Origin of the sequence: Paenibacillus planticolens (genome assembly GCF_013141725.1) — a bacterium.
In the GTDB taxonomy this organism is placed as follows: domain Bacteria; phylum Bacillota; class Bacilli; order Paenibacillales; family NBRC-103111; genus Paenibacillus_E; species Paenibacillus_E planticolens.
Window position 1 is genome coordinate 123,885 of sequence record NZ_WHNZ01000061.1, and the last position, 20,403, is coordinate 144,287.

The following is a 20,403-nucleotide window of genomic DNA, read 5'->3' on the forward strand; positions in this document are numbered from 1 at the left end:
ATTATCTACCAATCTCTAATGCTTTCGTTATCATCGCTTTGCTAGCATTCAGTGCAGTAACGTTCGCTTCATAAGATCTTGTCGCTGAAATCATATCAACCATCTCTTTGAGCACATCGACATTGGGCATGTAAACAAATCCATTTGCGTCTGCATCAGGATGCGATGGGTTATATACTTGTTTAAGCGGCGACTGATCCTCAAAAATTTTATTAACACGCACGCCCTCGCCGGTCCCATCCGCCATAGCCGATTGCAAGGACTGCGCAAAACTCGGTTGCGATTTCGTCTCAAAAGAAACTAGCTTTCTCGTATAAGGAACCCACTTGCCATCTACAAACTTAGCACGCGTAGTATCTGCATTCGCAATGTTAGAAGAGACGACATCCATTCTTAAGCGCTGTGCAGTGAGTGCCGATGAACTGATGTCAAAACCGTTTGTAAGCCTCATTAGTTATTACTTCCCTCCTAAGACTGTGCGCATTTTTTTGAATTCGCTGTTCATTTGTTGAATCATCGTATTGTATTTCAATTGATTTTTAGCCATTAGTGACATTTCATAGTCCATATCGACATTGTTCATATTATTGTTAATCGCTGTCGATTCGTCGGTTTTTATTTCTGAATTCGGCACAGTTGTCGATTTACCTATTAAGAAATGCCTAGGGTCTGTCCGATAACCTTCTATAGAGGGCGTTGACGAATTCATCTCTCCTTGCAAAAGCTCTTCAAACAAGACATCTGAACGCTTGAAGTAAGGTGTATCCACATTGGCGACGTTATTCGCTGTTACTTTTTGTCTAAGTGTCGAGGCATCGAGCGAGCGCTCCATCAAGTTCCAACTAGGCTTGTCTAACAAAGACACACACGTTACCCCCTTTCAATAGAGTATTCGAGACTTATACTTCCACATAGTAAGTAAGTATTCCTTCTTGTTTCGACAATATTTTCAAAAAATGATTCGAAATAGTTCCTTATTGTAGAATTTTGTAAACTCCACCCACTTCTAATCATCTAAGATATTGGCTTAAGTTACAATAAGAAAAAAGCCCTATCTTTTAATCAGATAGGACTTTCTAATCGGATCAGCTATAGTTTCGTCTTTTGCTGTTCGATGCTTTGGATCAATTGTTCATTTAAAATTCGGATATAAGTGCCTTTCATGCCAAGCGATCGCGTCTCAATAACTCCGGCACTTTCCAGCTTGCGAAGCGCATTCACAATAACGGAACGAGTGATGCCAACTCTGTCCGCAATTTTGCTCGCGACTAATAGACCTTCTTTGCCATCCAATTCCTCGAATATATGTTCCACTGCTTCCATTTCGCTAAATGACAAGGAACCAATGGCTACTTGAACGACTGCTTTGCTTCTTGCCTCTTCCTCTATTTCTTCAGCGCGCTCCCTTAATATTTCCATGGCGATTACTGTCGAACCGTATTCAGCCAAAATAAGATCGTCATCAATAAAGATGCCTTCATTGCGGCTTAAAATCAGAGTCCCTAACCGGTCGCCACCGCCAATAATCGGAACCAGCGTCGTATGGGTATAAGGGAACATATCTTTCATTTGCTCCGTGTAGTAAAAATACGGGCTGTTCGGTTCCGAAGTTGACGTTGTTTCCTCTATTTTAAGCAGAAGATTATTGGATTCCGATGGAAATCTTCGTTCAAGCAATATCGCCTGGTTCATTTCGGGGGAAATGGGATCGTTCGTTGTGGCATAGCCTAGAATTTTCCCTTTACGACTCACAACATAAATATTCGCAATCACAATATCGCGAAGCACTTCTGCCATATCCATAAAGCTAACCGCGTTTCCTGCTTCTTTTTGCAGCAAGCGATTTAGCCTTCTTGTTTTGTTTAGTAAACTCATTTAACTGCCTCCTACTTACATTACCATGCAATCGTTCGTTATAAAATATATTGACTTAGATCTCTATTTTGAACAATACCGCTCAACTTTTCGCGCACATACTCCGGATTAATAACAAAGTTTTCCAATGTAATTTCAGGTGCTTCAAAGGAAAGATCCTCAAGTAATTTCTCCAAGATGGTATGCAAACGGCGAGCTCCGATATTTTCCGTGTTTTGATTAACTTCAACCGCGATTCGGGCTATTTCATGAATAGCTTCCTCTGCGAACTCAACTGTTATACCTTCGGTTTGCAACAAAGCTGTGTATTGCTTGGTCAGCGCATTTTTGGGTTCTTGCAGGATGGAAACGAAATCTTCCAACGTTAAATCACTCAGCTCAACTCGAATCGGAAAACGTCCTTGAAGCTCTGGGATTAAATCTGACGGCTTAGCGATATGGAATGCCCCTGCACCGATGAATAAGACATAATCCGTCTTCACAGGCCCGTATTTCGTTACAACGGTAGAACCTTCAACGATCGGCAGAATGTCACGTTGTACACCTTCTCTGGAGACATCAGGGCCGCTTCCGCCGCGGGAACTGCTGGCAACTTTGTCGATTTCATCGATAAAAATAATACCGGACTGTTCTGCGCGATGAATGGACTCTTGAATGACATCATCCATATCAATCAATTTTTGCGCTTCTTCCTGTGTCAGAACTTTTCTGGCTTCTTTCACGGGCAGCTTGCGTTTCTTCATCTTCTTCGGCATGAGATTGCCGAACATTTCTTGCATATTCATGCCTGCTTGCTCGTTGCCTTGCCCTGCGAGCATATCCAGCATCGAAGGCGATGAATCTTCCACTTCGATTTCCACGATTTCATTTTCTAATTTACCACTAGTCAATTGATCTGCGATTTGTGTCCGTTTAGACGCGAGATTTGGGTCAGGCGTGCTTTCTTCTTGTTCGGTTTGATTCTGGCCACCAAACAACATTTCAAACGGATTACGCTGCGTTTTGGAGCGTGAAGGACTCGGCGCAAGCAAAGAAACAATTCGCTCGTTAGCCAACTTCTCTGCGCGATCCTTTACCGTTTCCATTCGCTCGGATTTCACCATGCGTATCGAAGTTTCGATTAAATCCCTGACCATCGACTCGACGTCGCGGCCGACATAGCCAACTTCAGTGAATTTGGTTGCTTCTACTTTGATAAACGGCGCTCCGACCAACTTCGCCAATCTGCGGGCAATTTCCGTTTTCCCTACGCCGGTTGGCCCAATCATCAAAATATTTTTGGGAACAATTTCATCCCTCATGGCTTCATCCACTAAATTTCTCCGATAACGATTCCGCAAAGCAATAGCGACTGATTTCTTTGCCTTCTTCTGACCTACAATGTATCGATCCAGTTCCTGGACAATTTGTTTAGGTGTAAGGGAGCTGTTTGCCATTCGGGTACCCTCCTAAAAAAGTGCGAAATGATATTCAACTTACTCAATCTCTTCGACAATAATGTTATGGTTCGTGAAGACGCAAATTTCAGCGGCCGTCGTAAGCGCAGCATGCGCAATTTCTTTGGCGCTTAACGTTGGCGCATGGCGATACAGCGCTCTTCCGGCTGCCAACGCAAAGCTGCCCCCAGAACCAATGGCTAGAATACCATCGTCCGGCTCAATAATTTCCCCATTGCCCGATAGCAGCAATAAACCGGTAGCGTCCATAACGATCATCATAGCTTCCAATCGTCGCAATACACGATCTTGACGCCAATCCTTCGTCAGCTCAACGGCAGCACGCTGTAAATTTCCATGGTGTTCTTCCAACTTGCCTTCAAATTTCTCAAAAAGGGTAATCGCGTCGGCTACGGAACCTGCGAAACCTGCGATGACTTTCCCTCTATGTAAACGCCTTACTTTTTTGGCACTATTTTTCATAATCATACTGTTTCCAAAGGTTACTTGCCCGTCTCCGGCAATTGCCCCTTTACCTTCATGACGAATGGCAAAAATCGTAGTCGCATGGAATTTAGCTTGACTAGCATCCATCTCTTCTCACCCCTCCAATGGAATCATACACCGTAAGAACTTATCTTTGTGTTGGTTTCGGTCTAATAAAAAGAGATAAACCTCTAGCGAGGTCAATATCGAAATAAAGACCGCATCTAGAGGTACATGTATGAGTAAACGATTGAGTAATAATTCAAAACATTATTATAGTAACACAGTGAACACTGTCTTTACAACTATTCTACATTCGTTTTCGAAAAATTCTGAATACTTTCCAACGCTCGGTTAGCCAGCTTCTCGTATTTTTCTTTTTTATTCCTGATTCTTTCCGGCAGTTGCGGAAGTAATCCGAAATTTGCATTCATCGGTTGAAAATGTTTAAAGTCAGCCGTCGTAATGTAATGAGCCATACTGCCTAGCGTCGTTTCTTCAGGAAGCACCAGGCAAGGCTGCCCCTTCGCTAACCGTCCGGCGTTAAGACCTGCAATTAATCCGGAGGCAGCCGATTCCACGTAGCCTTCCACGCCCGTCATTTGTCCTGCAAAAAACAGATTCTCACGGCGTTTGTACTGGTACGTTGGTTCAAGAAGCTTCGGCGAATTAATAAATGTGTTGCGATGCATGACCCCGTAACGGACGAATTCGGCTTGTTCCAATCCTGGAATCAAAGACAGAACCCGTTTTTGCTCGCCCCATTTCAAATGAGTTTGGAAACCAACCAAGTTATACAAGGTTCCCGCGGCATTATCTTGACGAAGCTGTACGACAGCGTGCGGCAGCTTTCCTGTGTGCGGGTTAATCAGTCCTACCGGCTTCATCGGCCCAAACAAGACAGTTTGCCTACCGCGCTTTGCCATTACCTCTAATGGCATACAGCCTTCGAAGTAAATCTCTTTTTCAAAATCCTTAAGTTCTGCCACTTCAGCAGTAATTAAGGCCTCATAGAAAACATTGAACTCCTCTTCCGTCATCGGACAGTTCAGGTAAGCCGCCTCGCCTTTGTCGTAACGGGAAGCCAAGTAAACTTTGTTCATATCGATGGAATCTTTCTCCACGATCGGGGCTGCCGCATCGTAGAAGTATAAGTATTCCTCGCCCATCAGTTCTTTCAATTGGGCGGATAAATCCGGGGAAGTTAACGGTCCTGAAGCGACAACGGTAATGCCTTCCGGCAATACTTGAACTTCCTCGTTAATAACCTCAATGAGCGGATGGTTCCGCAGCGTCTGGGTCACGGCTTGAGAGAAGCCATCCCGGTCAACGGCTAAAGCCCCTCCTGCCGGCACCGCATGCCGGTCAGCGCAGGAGAGAATTAACGAGTCCATGTGTCTCATTTCTTCTTTTAGTACGCCTACGGCATTGGTCAAACCATTTGAACGCAGCGAGTTGCTGCAAACAAGTTCCGCGAATTGATCCGTAATATGAGCAGGCGTTTTACGGACATTTCGCATTTCGTATAAAGTAACAGGCACACCTTGACGCGCAATCTGCCAGGCTGCTTCACTTCCAGCGAGTCCTGCACCGATGACTGTTACTCTTGGGTATTCTGGCAAAATCGGACACCTCTAATCTTTCATATCTTCGTTTTGATCTTCATTTACTTCTTCTTTATGATCGCATTTCGTACATTGCATGCTTAGGCCATTCTTGCTTCTTTTCTCTATCATCATCGAGCTGCAAACAGGACAAGGCTTGTTAACCGGCTTATCCCATGAGACGAAATCACAGGTTGGATATTGATCGCAACCATAGAATACCCTGCCCTTCTTACTTCTGCGCTCTACAATTTTGCCTGTATGGCAGCTTGGGCATGTGACACCGATATCTTTAATAATCGGTTTCGTATTGCGGCAATCCGGGAATCCAGAGCAGGCAAGGAACTTGCCGAAGCGTCCCATTTTATAGACAAGATGTTTCCCGCATTTCTCGCAGATCTCATCGGATACTTCATCCTGAATTTCGATCTCTTTCATTTCCTCTTCGGCGAATTCAAGCCGCTTTTCAAAGGATGTATAGAAAGTATCCAGGACTCTGACCCAATCCTCTTTCCCTTCTTCTACAAAATCAAGTTCCTCTTCCATATGGGCTGTAAACTCAATATCGAGAATTTCAGGGAAGAACTCTTCCATCAATTGGATGACAAGCTCGCCTAACTCGGTAGGGATGAACTTCTTCTCTTCGATTGCCACATAGCCACGCTTCTGAATCGTCTCCAGCGTCGGAGCATACGTACTTGGTCGACCAATACCCATTTCCTCAAGCGCCCTTACTAAACGGGCTTCTGTATACCGCGGAGGCGGTTGAGTAAAGTGCTGCTTAGGGTCAACGCTTTGTTTGTCCAAAGCATCTCCCTTGGACAATGGCGGAAGCAGCTTATCCTCTTCAGTCGTCCCGTCATCATTACTCTCCACATACACCTTCATAAAGCCCGGGAATTTCATCTTTGAGCCGTTTGCCCGGAAAACCGTCTCGCCTGCCGTCAAATCGATGGTCATCGTGTCCAAAACAGCGGAAGACATCTGACTGGCAACAAACCGTTCCCAAACTAGCTTGTAGAGTCGAAATTGATCTCTGCTGAGGAACTCTTTTAGTTGATCTGGCTCACGAAGTACAGATGAAGGCCTGATGCCCTCATGCGCGTCTTGAGCGTTAGCATTTTTCTTCGTGTAAACACGTGGCGTTTCCGGATAGAAAGCTGATCCATATTTCGTTAAAATATATTCTTTCGCTTCTTCTTGGGCAACCGGTGAGATTCGCGTGGAATCCGTACGCATATACGTGATTAGACCAACGGTTCCCTCTTTCCCCAAGTCTATTCCTTCATATAATTGTTGCGCCACAGACATCGTCTTGGATGCCCTGAAATTCAATTTACGGGCAGCTTCCTGCTGCATGGAGCTCGTAATGAAAGGAGGAGACGGGTTACGCCCCCGCTCTTTCTCTTTCACTTCTTTCACCGTAAATTTCCCACTGCCCATCGCGGCTAAAACCTGGTCAACATCATCCTTCGAATGCAGTTCCTTCTTCTCGCCGTTAATGCTGTGATATTTGGCTTCAAATACCGTTTTGCCTGCGTCCAACAGGACCGTTATGGACCAGTACTCTTCAGGCTCAAATGCTTTAATCTCATTTTCGCGGTCTTGAATCAGCTTAACTGCTACGGACTGCACACGGCCTGCCGATAAGCCTTTTTTTACTTTTTTCCAAAGCAGCGGGCTTATCTTATAACCAACAAGCCGATCCAATATCCGCCGAGCTTGCTGTGCGTTAACGAGATCCTGATTAATGCGGCGAGGCGTTTTGAAAGCGTCCTTCACGGCATCTTTCGTAATTTCATTAAATACAACGCGGCACAGCTCATCAGAGCCGACGTCCAAATAATGCGCCAAGTGCCAGGCAATGGCTTCCCCTTCACGATCCGGGTCAGCCGCCAGATATATTTTTTTAACTTTTTTACTCGCATCTTTTAACTCTTTTAATATAGAACCTTTGCCACGGATAGTTATGTATTTAGGCTCGAAGTTACGATCCACTTCTACGCCAATTTGGCTTTTCGGAAGGTCGCGAATATGACCCATCGAGGCTTTTACGATAAATTTGCTGCCTAAATACTTGCCGATGGTTTTGGCTTTTGCTGGTGACTCCACAATGACTAAAGAATCCGCCATGGATCGTCCTTCCTCCCCTCTTGATTTCAAGGTTAAGTCTATTGGCGAGAAGAAAAACTTCTTGAATAGCCTATGCTTGGATGTAGGTAGAACCTGGAAGCTGTTTAATCGCCTTTTTCATTAGTAAAGATAACAGAACTGCATGCAAATGTCCAAACGTAAATTGTCCGCCATCCAATAAGGCGTCAATCGAAACCGGTTCATTCGACAGTTTTCGGAAAATTTCGTCTTCCTCTTTGGTCAATGAAAAGGAGGGCAGAGGCTTCATGATGGCTCGTTTTTCATCTGAACTTACCATATAGTTATAGTCGTCTACAATCTCTTCAACGCGGGTTACCAACTTGGCGCCTTCTTTCAAAAGCTTATGAACTCCGCTGCTCAGACGGGAATCGATCGGTCCCGGAACAGCGAAAACATCCCGTGATTCCTCGAGGGCGAACTCAACTGTAATCAGCGATCCGCTGTCCTCAGCAGCTTCCACGACCGTGACACCCAGCGACAAGCCCGCAATTATGCGGTTTCGCTGCGGAAACATGCCCGGCTTCATCCCTGTACCAATCGGGTATTCCGAAATGATAGCCCCTTCTTGCTCAATATGTCGAAATAATAAAGCATTCTCACGCGGGTAAATTTGATTGATAGCGCAACCAAGCACGGCTACCGTCTTCGATTTCCCCTGCAATGCGCCGATATGGGCTTTGCTGTCAATGCCTCTGGCGAGGCCGCTGACAATACCGAATCCAGCTCTGGAAAGAGCGGCAGCCCATTCCTCCGCAATCTTTTTGCCATACATCGTCGGAGTTCGGGTTCCGACCATACCCAAAAGTCGTCCATTCAAATAAGCCGGGCTTCCCTTCACATACAGGACCCAAGGCGGCTGAGCAATTTCTTTCAATATCTGCGGGTACTCTTCATCCAAAATCGTTACAATTTGAATGGATTGCTTCATATATATTTGCAGCCTTTCCTCGATGAAAACACGTGTAAACCGCGAGGAAATCAGTTCAGCTACGGAGGCTCTTATCCCTTTGGAGGAAATCTCTGCTGCCGAGAGCTCCAACAAGACTTGCGGCTCAGGGAAACGGCTTACGAGCTGAAGTATCGTTTTCCAACCGATCCCTTCAAGCTCGTGGAGACCAAATAGAATGAATCGATTATCCATAAGTATATACACTCCTTACTCGAATGACAAATCTTTGCAGAGCTAGAAAAAGAAAAAACCTCCCAAATCCCTACATGAGGGAAATGGAAGGTTGCTTACCTTCAACAGAAAAGACTATTTTTTTGTGATCACTTTGTCGAGCATTCCTTTTTCTTCAAGGACGCTAACAAGCGTTGAACCCATTTCAGATGGCGTAGCCGCTACGCGGATTCCGCATCTTTCCATCGTTGCAACTTTCTCAGCCGCTGTACCTTTACCACCGGAAATAATCGCACCGGCATGGCCCATACGTTTTCCTGGAGGCGCAGTTTTACCGCCGATAAAGCCAACAACCGGCTTCGTCATGTTTGCAGCAACCCACTCAGCCGCTTCTTCTTCTGCTGTTCCACCGATCTCACCGATCATAATAACAGCATAAGTGTCAGGATCTTCATTGAAACGTTTGAGGATATCGATAAACTCGGAACCTTTAACAGGGTCTCCACCGATACCGACTGCGGAGGATTGTCCAATTCCGCGAGTTGTCAATTGGTGAACCGCTTCGTAAGTCAATGTTCCGGAACGGGAAACAACACCTACGTGACCTGGCGTGTGAATGTAACCAGGCATGATGCCGATTTTGCACTCGCCTGGCGTGATAACGCCCGGGCAGTTTGGTCCGATCAGAACGGTTCTTTTGCCTTCCATGTAACGTTTTACGTTAACCATGTCAAGAACAGGGATACCTTCTGTAATACAGATAACGAGATCAAGATCAGCGTCAACTGCTTCGATAATGGATTCTGCAGCAAATGCAGGTGGAACATAAATAACGGATGCCGTAGCACCAGTTGCATTTTTTGCTTCGATAACTGTGTTAAAAACCGGAAGTTGAACTAATTCGCCATTTTCCAGTGTGATGTCTACTTTCGTTCCGCCTTTACCTGGGGTTACGCCACCAACCATTTGTGTGCCGTATTCAAGACCGCCTTTGGTATGAAACAAACCCGTAGCGCCGGTAATCCCTTGAGTAATGACTTTTGTATGTTTATTGACCAAAATACTCATGATCTTTTGTTCACATCCCCTATATTATTTAAAACCGCACGGGTTTAATTATTTCACAAGTGCAACGATTTTTTGAGCGCCGTCTGCCATGGAATCAGCAGCAACAATGTTCAAGCCGGATTCGTTAAGAATCTTTTTGCCAAGTTCCACGTTTGTTCCTTCAAGACGAACAACAAGCGGACGGGATAGACCCAGTTCTCTAGCCGCGGCAACAACGCCGTCAGCAATAACGTCACAACGCATGATACCGCCGAAGATGTTAACGAAGATCCCTTTAACTTGATCATCGGACAGGATGATTTTGAATGCTTCTGTAACTTTCTCTTTCGTAGCACCGCCCCCTACGTCAAGGAAGTTAGCAGGGTCTCCGCCGTAGTGCTTGATGATGTCCATAGTAGCCATCGCAAGTCCTGCGCCGTTAACCATACAACCGATGTTGCCATCAAGAGCAATATAGCTCAGGTCATACTTGGAAGCTTGGATTTCTTTGGCATCTTCTTCTTCAAGGTCGCGAAGAGCAACGATATCCTTGTGGCGGAAAAGAGCGTTGGAATCAAAGTTCAGTTTGGCATCTAGAGCCATAACATCCCCAGAACCCGTAACAACCAATGGGTTGATTTCGGCAATGGAAGCGTCTTTCTCTACGAATGCTTTATAAAGAGCGAGCATGAACTTAACTGCTTTGTTAACCAGCTCGTTAGGAATGTTAATGGAGTAAGCCAGTCTGCGTGCTTGGAAAGCTTGAAGACCAATTGCAGGATCCACAACTTCTTTGAAAATTTTCTCAGGAGAATGTTCAGCTACTTCTTCAATCTCCGTACCGCCCTCTTCAGACGCCATCAAAACGACGCTGCCTGTTGCACGGTCAACAACAACACCAACATAATATTCTTTTTTAATGTCACAGCCTTCTTCGATCAAAAGACGTTTAACTTCTTTGCCTTCCGGACCTGTTTGGTGAGTGACAAGTACTTTGCCAAGAATTTCGCTAGCATATGTACGAACTTCATCGAGGTTTTTGGCTACCTTAACGCCGCCTGCTTTCCCGCGACCTCCGGCATGAATTTGCGCCTTTACAACAACGACGGATGTTCCAAGTTCTTTCGCTGCTTCAACAGCTTCATCAACGGTGAAAGCAACTTTCCCGTTAGGAACGCTGACTCCGTACTGTCTCAGGACTTCTTTGCCTTGGTACTCATGGATATTCATTTCCTAAAATCCTCCTATCAGTATGGACTTTCTATACGTGCTATACAGGGGAAAAGTGTAATTTCCTATTTGTGTTGTGCACGAAATAAATCTTGCTGCCGGAATTAGTATCACACTTCTTCACAAGCCCTAACCATTGTATCACTAATTTTCGACAGTTTCCTTATTTTTTTCGTTAATTCATTCAAAGTTTCCTTTCACGCTGAAAAACTTTAGCTATCACTTTCAAATCAAAAGCAACCTTAGATTCTTATCCGCACATAGAAACAGTCATTAAAAAAGACGCATTTTCCAAAAAAATGAAAAATACGTCCATCTTTTTACTTATCCATATTGCGGGGTTGTAGGTGTATTTATTCGCGGTTCGCGCTCCGCTTGCTTAATAAATCGCAGCTCATTGCCTGTGAAGCTGCACACCAGACATTGAATCATCGGTTCATCCTCAGGTATGGCGTCAGGATCATTGAACTCTGTAATGTTTCCGGACAGTGCATCCTTAAGAAATGACTGCGCATAGCTGGTTATTACGCTGAATTTAATGCGATTAGAACGGCAGTTTGGACAAAAATACGGCTTCTCCTGCATATCATCACCTCATCTTCCAGTATGTGCATGTTGACTTTTTTTAAAACATTTTTCGATGATTTACGCATTGCGTAAATTTTCCATTTTCTATACAATAGAGGGAAATATGCGGATCAATAAGGAAGCACCTTTTATCCTGATGCACAGCAACAGCATGCTGCTGCTCACGCCAAGGAGAGGAAGGTGTTTTTTCATGTACGGAAAAGTATGGAGTGCCTGCTTGCAGGGTATAGAAGGTCGAACGATTGAAGTTGAAGTCGATGTCTCCAACGGATTACCCCAAATGAATTTGGTCGGGCTGCCCGACTCCGCCATTCGCGAATCGGTGGAAAGAGTTCGCACCTCCATCAAAAATTGCGGATTCACTTTTCCGATGGATCGAATTACCGTGAATCTGGCACCGGCAGACTTGCGCAAAGAGGGCTCCTCTTTCGATTTAGCCATTGCAGTCGCCATTCTGATTACAACCGGTCAAGTAAGCAGCGAGCCCTTGCAAATGACCTTGTTTCTAGGCGAACTTGCGCTGGACGGCTCGCTTAGGCCCGTCCCGGGTGTGCTTTCTATGGCGCATGCGGCGAAACAGTTGGGCATCAAACGAGTATGCGTACCTCGCTTAAATGCCGCCGAAGCCGCACTGATTGATGGCATCGAAGTATGCGGACTAACCAATCTCTCCGATTTTAGAAATTGGAACCAGCAAACCCATCATGAATTTGTTGTGCATGCCGGCAACAATGAAGATTCGACAAATTTCTCGGCAGACCAACGCAATATCGAAGATTACGCTGATGTCAACGGGCAGCACCAAGTCAAACGGGCGATGATGATTGCGGCAGCCGGCATGCATAATATTATTTTAATCGGAGCTCCGGGAACCGGGAAAACGATGTTAGTCAAGCGCATGCCCTCCATTTTACCGCCTATGTCCGATCATGAAGCGCTGGAAGTCACCAAAATATTCAGTGCCTCAGGTAAGCTTGCAGACCGTACATCCCTGATGCGCACCCGATCATTCCGGGCTCCGCACCATACCATTTCTGCTGCCGGGCTGGTGGGAGGAGGCACCATCCCAAAACCTGGCGAGGTCAGCTTAGCGCATAGAGGAATTCTGTTTCTGGACGAGCTGCCGGAATTTACAAGGAATGCGCTCGAAGTGCTCCGACAACCGCTAGAAGATCGTTCCGTTACTATTGCCAGAGCGAGAGCAGTGTACACTTTCCCTTCACAGTTTATTTTAGCTGCTGCCATGAATCCGTGTCCTTGCGGCTTTTATGGAGCTGAAACCGAAGCCAATGCGTGTGTTTGCTCTCCCGCCAAAATCATGCAGTACCGCTCCAAAATATCCGGTCCTCTCCTCGATCGCATCGACCTGCATGTCGAGGTGCCGAAGCCCAGCTATGCTCAGCTAAACGAACATACACACGCTAATCCGCTCTCTTCCAAAGAAATGCTGGCTAAGGTGTTAATTGCCCATCAGCGCCAGCATGAACGATATGCAGGTACCGGCATTCACCATAATAATGAATTAAGCGGTAACCGCATGAGGCAGGTTTGCCAGTTAACCGCCGAAGGAGAGGAACTGCTGCGAGCTTCATTCGAAGCTCTAGGTCTTAGCGCCAGAGCCCATGATCGCATTCTCCGCTTAGCCTTGACGATTGCAGACTTAGAGCAATGCGATCATATTCTTCCTCACCATTTGGCTGAAGCCATTCAATACCGGAACCTCGATAAACGGCAAAAAGAATTCGACGGTTGACGCAAAAAAGAGCCTTTTGCCCAGACCGCCTACACGACGATGGCTCAAAAGGCTCCTTCTATATGTTCAATCTCAAGCGCTTGTCCGTCCGTGGATAGTTCCACCGCAATCACATCAAAACGAACGGGCAGCTCATATTTTTGAAAGCGGTGCAAGTAATATTGGGCGGTTTCTTTCACTTTCATTTGCTTACGAAGGTCTACGGATTCTTTGGCCAGCCCAAACCGGCCCGAAGAACGCCTTGATCTGACCTCAACGAATACGAGAGTGCCTGCTTGCTCTGCAATAATATCCAGCTCTCCCGTGCGGCAGCGCCAGTTCCGCTCCACAATCCGATAGCCCTGTTTGCTCAAGAATGCCTCAGCCGCCTCTTCTCCAAGCTTCCCGAGCTGCTTTTTGTTCTTTGGTCCCCGGTCGTTCATCCTCTGTTCCTCTGCTCACGCATTCGGTTATCCGATCGATAGATAAAGCTCAGCACTTCCGCCACCAACTGGTAAAGCTCAGAAGGTATCTCCTGATCCAGATCCAGCTTGGACAACACTTCTACCAACGAAGAATCCTCTTGAATGGGGATGCCGTTATCTTTCGCTTTCTGCAAAATAGCTTCAGCCATATGGCCCTTGCCTTTCGCGATGAGGGTTGGCGCTTTCTGCGTTTCAGGTGAATAGCGGAGTGCCACGGCCTTCTTGATCGGGGTAGGCTCAGGTGTCCCGGCTGAATTTCTCTGCGTAGTCATGCCCGGAAGTCTACCCCCTTGTACGTTTTGGGAAGAAAGAGCGAACGCAGATCTGCACGCCCGTCTGTAACGGCTTTCGCCTCGTTCTCATGGACGATTGGCTGTGGATATGGCGCACATTTCAATGAAATAAACTGATACCCGGCTTTATTCATCGCCGCCGTAATTTCTTCCTTGGACTCTTCCATCATCGGAGCCAATGCCGGATGATCATTATGAATCGTCAACGAGACGATCTTATTCACGACATGCACATCGACGAGCGTATTTCCCATCACTTTCATTTGCAAATCGAACAGTAACCGGCAGTTGCTCGCATCCACTTCCCCGCGTTTGCCTTTACGGGATTGAATATGGATGGCAGCAGACTGCTGACCGGTTCCATCCATAAAAGGAACAAACAAGGTCATATGGGCAAACATGGCGGATTTGTCCCCTGACAGCATCAGCTGCTGCCCCGTAATCTGCCCAATGGCCTGTTGCGCGGCTTCTTTGAGCGGCGCAGGCGTGTCATCAGAGGCTGTCAGCTGTAGCAGCAGACTCTTTAATGTTTCCGCAGCAGGGGGCTTCGCCGTATCGTCCTGCTGGGAAGGCGCGCCGATCAGACTAGGCATCTGATGATCGTCCGTCCGAGGCCGTCCGCGAAACGGCACCTCTCCGCGCTCATCCAGCTTCGCTGCCAGATGCGCCTCGTGCTCCACGCCAACGGCCTTGAGCATCCGGCTGATCCAGTTAGGCTCTGGATCAGCCTCGGGCGCCTGAGGCGCACTGCTGCGCGCCTCCAAGGGCTCGGCCGCCTTCTGCTTCGCAGGCGGCTGCTGCACCGGCGAACCCGCCACGGGCGGTTCGCCTTCAGGCGGAGGCTCAGCGCTTCGCGCCTGAGCCTCCGGCGCGGCCGCCCTAGCCTGACGGGCGGCCTGCGGTTCCGCCGCCGGCTGCGCCGGGGCGGCGGCGGGCTCAGCGCCCGCTGCAGCGGCAGCGGGCGGAGCCGTTACGGCAGCCGCCGCAGGGGCGCTGCCGGTTGCCGGAGGCGGCGGCCCTGCGGGAGCCGCCGCCGTGCTGGCGCCAGCCTGCGGAGCGGCTGGCGGAGCTGGTGCCGCGGCCGGCGCCTCCGGCGGCCGCGCAGGCCAGGCAGCTGCGGCGGAAGCGCGCAGCTCCTTCAGCAGCGCGACAACCTGCTTCGCGGTGTCCGCGGCCGGATGCTGCGGCTCCTGCTCCAATAGTGTCGCAGCCTGCTGTTCAAGCTGTTCCAGCACCTTCCCTACCGGAGGTCCGGAAGTAACCTGCCTTAAAGCCCCTACCGTTTCCTGCGTAAGGGGCAGTCCTTTTTTATGAGCAAGAACAGCCGCTTGAGCCCATTCTTCCTTATTTGCGCCTTCAGGCAAATTACTCATCAAAGCTTCAAAAGCCTTTACATTTTCCTTCGTTACTGGAACGCCTTCCTGCTGCATCTGCTGGACCATTTGCCGGTTACCCGCTGTATCCTTAACTGTGAAAGCCTTAAGTAGATCGCCAAGCGAATCTTCCGCGATTTGTACATCGGATGCCATCAGCGGCTTTAACAAAATTTGGCCGCCACTGGATTCCGGTTGAACCTGCAGGTACGTCACGTCTCCTTGCTTAAGAGGAGTTTCGAGTTTGGCCCTGACCTGTACGCCGCCAATGTTAAGCATGGCTTCTTGATCGCTAAGCAGCTGAAGAACGACGCCTTTGACAACTTGCCCTACTTTGAGTTCGAGCACCTTGCTGTCCGAAGCCGTTAGCTCGCCAACCAAGCTGCGAATTAATCCGCTTATGTTCATCCCGTTCACCTCAAGTCTTTCTTACGCTTATGTATATTATCGGCTACCTCCAGCCATTTCTTTATAAGATGAAGTCAGATGAAGTCCAGTTCCAATTGTTCCGACTGCGGCCGAGCTTCCTTTTCTTCCAGCTGCGCCATCACTTTGCGTATAAATAATTTACGATGAAGCGGCGTAGGACCATAGCGCAAAAGCATCTCCCTGTGGTGCTTAGTCGCATAACCTTTATGTACGGCAAGTCCATACTCGGGATATTGCTCGTCCCAATCTGCGCACATCCGGTCTCTTGTCACCTTCGCGATAATCGACGCGGCTGCAATCGATTGACTTAACGCATCCCCGTGTATTATGGCGGTTTGCGGAATATCCGTATCCACGCTCTCCGCGTCAACCAGCAAATAGTCAGGCACATGGCTTAGCTGCTGTACTGCCTGCTTCATGGCCAATCTTGCCGCTTGCTTGATATTAAGCGATTCAATCTGCTCCACATCAACGATGCCAACCCCGACCGCAAGTGCCTCATTCATGATCTGTTCATAGAGCGCATCGCGTTTCTTCTCAGAAAGCTTCTTTGAATCGTTTACTCCATCCAGCACAAAGCCTTTAGGAAGAATCACAGCAGCCGCAACGACATCGCCGAATAAACAGCCTCTTCCTACCTCGTCGATCCCGGCAACAAGGCTGAAACCTTGCTCCCATACTTCTTTTTCGTGCTCCAGCAATGATGCTCGCCCCTTTCCATTCCACCATTATAAGGGATTGCCCTTTCGTCAAGCCATACCCATTTTTTTCTTCAAAAAAATAAAACCATCTAGTCTACGACTAGATCCTTGTCTAAACTCGTACGTTGGAGCGTGGGGAAGGAACTCCGTTCCCTTATTTCGGCGAAAAGCGGAATTTCTAGCGCCCTAGGGGAACTACAGGGTCTTATTTCACCTCAATGATCCAAATATCTGCTCACATGTTGGAATAGCGGACCCTGGTTCCCTCCCCCTTGCCAAAAGGGCTGTTTCCAGCAAAATAGCACCCTGTAGTTCCCCTCCCTCTTCTTCCAGTGAGGCATGGAGGCTCGCCGTCCCTGCCTGAAAGCTTCGCTTACCCCAAACCCATAAAATAAAAAAAGCCACCTCCGGCCCGCGTTGTCAGCTGAGTTCGGAAAGTGGTTCTTTTGTTGCTTATGTGTTAAGGCTTTTCCAAAGAAATACGCCCCATTTTACCTGCACGAAGATCGCGTATGATGATTAAGGATGCTTTATCCAAATCGACTTTGCCTCCGCTCACAATAGCTCCGCGCTTACGGCCGATCGCTTCCATAACCTTGACCACTTCATGCACATTATCCATATCCTCCGGAAGCTCGGTAATTCCGAATCGCTCTTGGAGAGCTGCCCCGTAATGCTGAACCATGTAGCGGACAATAAAAAGCGCAATCTCATCCAAATGAAGCAATTCCTCTTTGATCGCTCCGGTAGCTGCAAGACGTTGACCAACCATCTGATCCTCGAATTTCGGCCATAAAATACCCGGCGTGTCCAGCAGGTCCATTTCCGTCCCGACTTTAATCCACTGCTGACCTTTCGTAACACCCGGCTTATCGCCGGTTGCTGCAATCTTCTTACCCGCCAGCTGATTAATGAGCGTGGATTTTCCAACGTTTGGAATACCTACGATGAGCGCTCTTACCGCACGGGGATTAATGCCTTTGCTGAGCTGACGTTCAATTTTGTGTGCCCACAGCTGCTTAACGCGTGGCAAAATTTCTTTGGTTGCGGTTCCGGTTGCCGCATCGATCGGCAAGGCCGGCAGACCCAGATCAGCAAAATACTTAACCCACTGCGACGTCACTTGAGGATCCGCCAAATCGTTTTTATTCAGAAGAACCAAGCGGGGCTTGCCCTTCAAAATTTCATCTACCATCGGGTTCCGGCTGGAGAGCGGTACGCGGGCATCCAAGAGCTCAATGACGACATCGATCAGCTTCAGCTTGTCTTCAATCTGCCTTCGAGCTTTGGTCATATGACCGGGAAACCATTGAATGGTCATTTCTTATTCACCTCAAAAATGTATAAAACTAATTTTGTTCAGCGGCCAAAAAATAACTTCCGCGCGGCCGACGACTTTATTGTACGGAACGAAGCCTACGCTTTTAGCGCGGCTGTCTTTGGAATTCGGACGGTTGTCTCCCATTGCGAAAAGCTCCCCATCCGGCACTTTCGTTTCCGGGAAGTCGGACAATGTGTTATAGGCATGCCCTTCTTTATTGGCTTGTTCAATCGCTTCTTTAATGAAAGACTGATCGATTTCTTGACCATTGATGAATACTTTATCGCCGGTTACTTTAACGGTTTCCCCTGGTAGAGCGATAACACGTTTGATGTAATCTTTCCCTTCCGGTGCGTGGAAAACGATAACTTCTCCGCGTTTCGGCGCGCGTATGTCATACACAATCTTGTTGACGATGAGTCGTTCGCCCGATAAAAAATTCGGACGCATGGAATCGCCGTCGACGATGAAAGGCGAGAACAAGAACCAGCGAATGATAATGACAAGCACTCCCGCGATAACAAGCGCTTTGATCCATTCCCATGTCTCACTTTTTGCTGTTTTTGCCGGTGCTGCTTCCTCGTTCGATATTGAGCTTACTCTAGGCTGATCTTGCTCATTCTGTTCCATCACTGATTGCCTCTTTTCCAGTTTTGGTTTTATGTATAGATTGCCCTACAAAAATGAAAAGGAGACTTGCCTAAACAAGCCCCCCGTTTTCTTATCGAATTTCTTTGATTCTTGCTGCTTTTCCACGAAGACCACGCAGATAATAAAGTTTCGCACGACGAACTTTACCACGGCGAGCCACTTCAATCTTCTCAATCTTCGGAGAATGGAATGGGAAAGTTCTTTCCACACCCACGCCGTAAGAAATTTTACGAACTGTAAACGTTTCGCTGATTCCACCGCCGTGGCGTTTAATAACAACACCTTCGAACAGCTGAATACGCTCACGTGTACCCTCGATAACTTTTACGTGTACTTTAAGTGTGTCTCCTGGACGGAAATTAGGAATATCCGTACGGAGTTGCTCTTTCGTAATCTCTTGAATAAGATTCATAGTTGACTCCCTCCTTCCACACAGGTGTTCATTCCGCTTATCTACTTCGTATGTCTTAGCTGTTACGCGTAGAGGACCACCAGACTCGAACTGTTGAAAAATTCACAACAGAATATATATTATCATAGACCGAGAAGAAATTCAATAGAGAAGTTTATGGGGGGTTACTTCGTCTGTTTCCTCTCTTGCCATTCCATGATCCAAACCTTTTCCTCTTTGGAAAACTCTCTGCCTTCAAGCAAATCAGGCCTGCGTTCTAACGTCCGGAATAAGGATTCCTTGCGGCGCCAACGCTTCACATTTTCATGATGACCTGACAAAAGCATTTCGGGAACTTCCCATTCTCTAAACTTGGCTGGCCTTGTATAGTGGGGATACTCCAGAAGGCCTGTAGAGAAAGAATCCGTCACCGCCGACATCTCATTGCCGAGGACACCGGGCAGCAGCCTCACTACGCTGTCTATAACAACCATAGCAGGCAATTCGCCGCCCGTTAATACATAATCGCCGATGGACAGCTCATCCGTCACCAGATACTGCCTGATACGCTCATCATAACCCTCATAATGACCGCAAATAAACACAAGATGCTCTTCCGAAGAGAGCTCTTCCGCCATCTTCTGTGAAAACGGTTTTCCTTGCGGACACATGAGAATGACCCGCGGTTTAACCGGATCTTGGTCAGCCTCTTGACGCTTAGGCAGATCCTCAACAGCGGCAAATATCGGCTCTGGCTTCAAGACCATTCCGCCTCCGCCGCCATAAGGGTAATCATCGACTGTGTTGTGTTTATTATTGGCGTACTGACGGAAATTTACCGTGTTAAGACTGACAATCCCCTTGTCACGAGCTTTCCCCAAAATGCTCGATGAGAATACGCCATCAAACATTTCTGGAAACAAGGTCAATACATCGATTCTCATTCCATTAATCCTTCCATCAGATGAACCCGTATTGTTTTATCAGCGATGTTGACATCCAGGATCACATCATCAATCACAGGGAGCAGCAGCTGTTTGCCCTTGGGCAAGTCCACAACCCAAACATCATTCGCTCCAGGTGTCAACACTTCAGAAACAAGCCCTAGTTCCTGGCCTTCTTCCGTTATAACCTTGCAGCCAATAATCTCGTGGTAATAATATTCTCCCTCATCCAGAGGCTGTTGATTCTTAGCTTCTATTTTAAGGAGCGAGCCTTTGAATTTCTCAACCTCATTGATGTTGCTGAATTGTGCAAATTGCACGATAAACATATTTTTATGTAAGCGGGAGGTTTGCACCGTCACCGGCGTTTGCTTATTTTGAGAATCCACGATAATTAACGAATTGCCTTTATCAAAACGTTCAGGAAAATCGGTTTCCGGAACGATTTTCAGTTCCCCGCGTATCCCGTGGGTATTTGCGATTTTGCCAACAGTTATTAGTTTTTCTGTCATTTGCGCTTGCCCAACCTCCATATTCATTTAC

General features: G+C 47.4%; 21 protein-coding genes. 1 reads left to right on the forward strand and 20 read right to left on the reverse strand.

Annotated elements, in window-relative coordinates; all coding sequences use genetic code 11:
- Window position 1: 1 nt before the first annotated feature.
- The 11 genes from flgC to GC097_RS24950 form a co-directional block, all read right to left on the reverse strand.
- Complete coding sequence (gene flgC / locus GC097_RS24900) at window positions 2–451, reverse strand: flagellar basal body rod protein FlgC (protein WP_171685995.1); 450 nt, start codon at window positions 449–451, stop codon at window positions 2–4.
- Between the two features lie 6 nt (window positions 452–457).
- Window positions 458–865: a flagellar basal body rod protein FlgB gene (gene flgB / locus GC097_RS24905; protein WP_171685996.1), complete on the reverse strand. Its 408-nt coding sequence runs from the start codon at window positions 863–865 to the stop codon at window positions 458–460.
- A gap of 224 nt (window positions 866–1,089) precedes the next feature.
- The gene (codY, locus tag GC097_RS24910; RefSeq protein WP_171685997.1) at window positions 1,090–1,875 is read right to left on the reverse strand and encodes a GTP-sensing pleiotropic transcriptional regulator CodY; all 786 of its coding nucleotides are present in this window, start codon (window positions 1,873–1,875) and stop codon (window positions 1,090–1,092) included.
- A gap of 38 nt (window positions 1,876–1,913) precedes the next feature.
- Window positions 1,914–3,311, reverse strand: a complete 1,398-nt coding sequence (gene hslU, locus GC097_RS24915) for an ATP-dependent protease ATPase subunit HslU (RefSeq protein ID WP_171685998.1) — start codon at window positions 3,309–3,311, stop codon at window positions 1,914–1,916.
- 39 nt (window positions 3,312–3,350) lie between these two features.
- A complete protein-coding gene (gene hslV / locus GC097_RS24920; RefSeq protein ID WP_171685999.1) occupies window positions 3,351–3,905 on the reverse strand; it encodes an ATP-dependent protease subunit HslV in 555 nt (184 codons plus the stop codon).
- Window positions 3,906–4,102: 197 nt separating this feature from the next.
- Complete coding sequence (gene trmFO, locus GC097_RS24925; RefSeq protein ID WP_171686000.1) at window positions 4,103–5,419, reverse strand: FADH(2)-oxidizing methylenetetrahydrofolate--tRNA-(uracil(54)-C(5))-methyltransferase TrmFO; 1,317 nt, start codon at window positions 5,417–5,419, stop codon at window positions 4,103–4,105.
- 12 nt (window positions 5,420–5,431) lie between these two features.
- Entirely contained in the window at window positions 5,432–7,534 is a 2,103-nt protein-coding gene (topA, locus tag GC097_RS24930) for a type I DNA topoisomerase (RefSeq protein WP_171686001.1), read from the reverse strand.
- 70 nt (window positions 7,535–7,604) lie between these two features.
- Window positions 7,605–8,696: a DNA-processing protein DprA gene (gene dprA / locus GC097_RS24935; protein ID WP_171686002.1), complete on the reverse strand. Its 1,092-nt coding sequence runs from the start codon at window positions 8,694–8,696 to the stop codon at window positions 7,605–7,607.
- 114 nt (window positions 8,697–8,810) lie between these two features.
- Window positions 8,811–9,743 carry a succinate--CoA ligase subunit alpha gene (sucD, locus tag GC097_RS24940; protein WP_127451108.1) on the reverse strand — a complete coding sequence of 311 codons (933 nt, stop codon included), beginning with the start codon at window positions 9,741–9,743 and terminating at the stop codon, window positions 8,811–8,813.
- A gap of 48 nt (window positions 9,744–9,791) precedes the next feature.
- A complete protein-coding gene (gene sucC / locus GC097_RS24945; protein ID WP_171686003.1) occupies window positions 9,792–10,952 on the reverse strand; it encodes an ADP-forming succinate--CoA ligase subunit beta in 1,161 nt (386 codons plus the stop codon).
- A 324-nt stretch (window positions 10,953–11,276) separates the two neighbouring features.
- Window positions 11,277–11,537, reverse strand: coding sequence for a hypothetical protein (locus GC097_RS24950; protein ID WP_171686004.1), 261 nt, complete (start codon window positions 11,535–11,537; stop codon window positions 11,277–11,279).
- A 193-nt stretch (window positions 11,538–11,730) separates the two neighbouring features.
- On the opposite strand from GC097_RS24950, the gene GC097_RS24955 reads away from it, so the two are divergent.
- Window positions 11,731–13,293: a YifB family Mg chelatase-like AAA ATPase gene (locus tag GC097_RS24955; RefSeq protein WP_171686005.1), complete on the forward strand. Its 1,563-nt coding sequence runs from the start codon at window positions 11,731–11,733 to the stop codon at window positions 13,291–13,293.
- Between the two features lie 44 nt (window positions 13,294–13,337).
- On the opposite strand, the gene GC097_RS24960 is transcribed toward GC097_RS24955, so the two are convergent.
- From GC097_RS24960 to rimM, 9 genes are all read right to left on the reverse strand, one after another.
- Window positions 13,338–13,715 carry a YraN family protein gene (locus tag GC097_RS24960; RefSeq protein WP_171686006.1) on the reverse strand — a complete coding sequence of 126 codons (378 nt, stop codon included), beginning with the start codon at window positions 13,713–13,715 and terminating at the stop codon, window positions 13,338–13,340.
- Window positions 13,712–14,029: an EscU/YscU/HrcU family type III secretion system export apparatus switch protein gene (locus tag GC097_RS24965; RefSeq protein WP_171686007.1), complete on the reverse strand. Its 318-nt coding sequence runs from the start codon at window positions 14,027–14,029 to the stop codon at window positions 13,712–13,714. The genes GC097_RS24960 and GC097_RS24965 overlap by 4 nt, the downstream gene beginning before the upstream one ends.
- On the reverse strand, window positions 14,026–15,831 hold the full coding sequence (locus GC097_RS24970) for a TP0910 N-terminal domain-containing protein (RefSeq protein ID WP_171686008.1): 1,806 nt from the start codon (window positions 15,829–15,831) through the stop codon (window positions 14,026–14,028). The genes GC097_RS24965 and GC097_RS24970 overlap by 4 nt, the downstream gene beginning before the upstream one ends.
- Before the next feature lie 74 nt (window positions 15,832–15,905).
- Window positions 15,906–16,553 carry a ribonuclease HII gene (gene rnhB, locus GC097_RS24975; protein ID WP_171686009.1) on the reverse strand — a complete coding sequence of 216 codons (648 nt, stop codon included), beginning with the start codon at window positions 16,551–16,553 and terminating at the stop codon, window positions 15,906–15,908.
- Between the two features lie 460 nt (window positions 16,554–17,013).
- Window positions 17,014–17,874 carry a ribosome biogenesis GTPase YlqF gene (ylqF, locus tag GC097_RS24980; protein ID WP_171686010.1) on the reverse strand — a complete coding sequence of 287 codons (861 nt, stop codon included), beginning with the start codon at window positions 17,872–17,874 and terminating at the stop codon, window positions 17,014–17,016.
- 12 nt (window positions 17,875–17,886) lie between these two features.
- Window positions 17,887–18,504, reverse strand: coding sequence for a signal peptidase I (gene lepB, locus GC097_RS24985; RefSeq protein ID WP_171686011.1), 618 nt, complete (start codon window positions 18,502–18,504; stop codon window positions 17,887–17,889).
- Between the two features lie 91 nt (window positions 18,505–18,595).
- Window positions 18,596–18,937, reverse strand: a complete 342-nt coding sequence (gene rplS, locus GC097_RS24990; RefSeq protein WP_127458434.1) for a 50S ribosomal protein L19 — start codon at window positions 18,935–18,937, stop codon at window positions 18,596–18,598.
- A gap of 164 nt (window positions 18,938–19,101) precedes the next feature.
- A complete protein-coding gene (trmD, locus tag GC097_RS24995) occupies window positions 19,102–19,860 on the reverse strand; it encodes a tRNA (guanosine(37)-N1)-methyltransferase TrmD (RefSeq protein WP_171686012.1) in 759 nt (252 codons plus the stop codon).
- Entirely contained in the window at window positions 19,857–20,372 is a 516-nt protein-coding gene (gene rimM / locus GC097_RS25000; protein ID WP_171686367.1) for a ribosome maturation factor RimM, read from the reverse strand. Before rimM ends, trmD begins: the two co-directional genes overlap by 4 nt.
- Window positions 20,373–20,403: the final 31 nt, after the last annotated feature.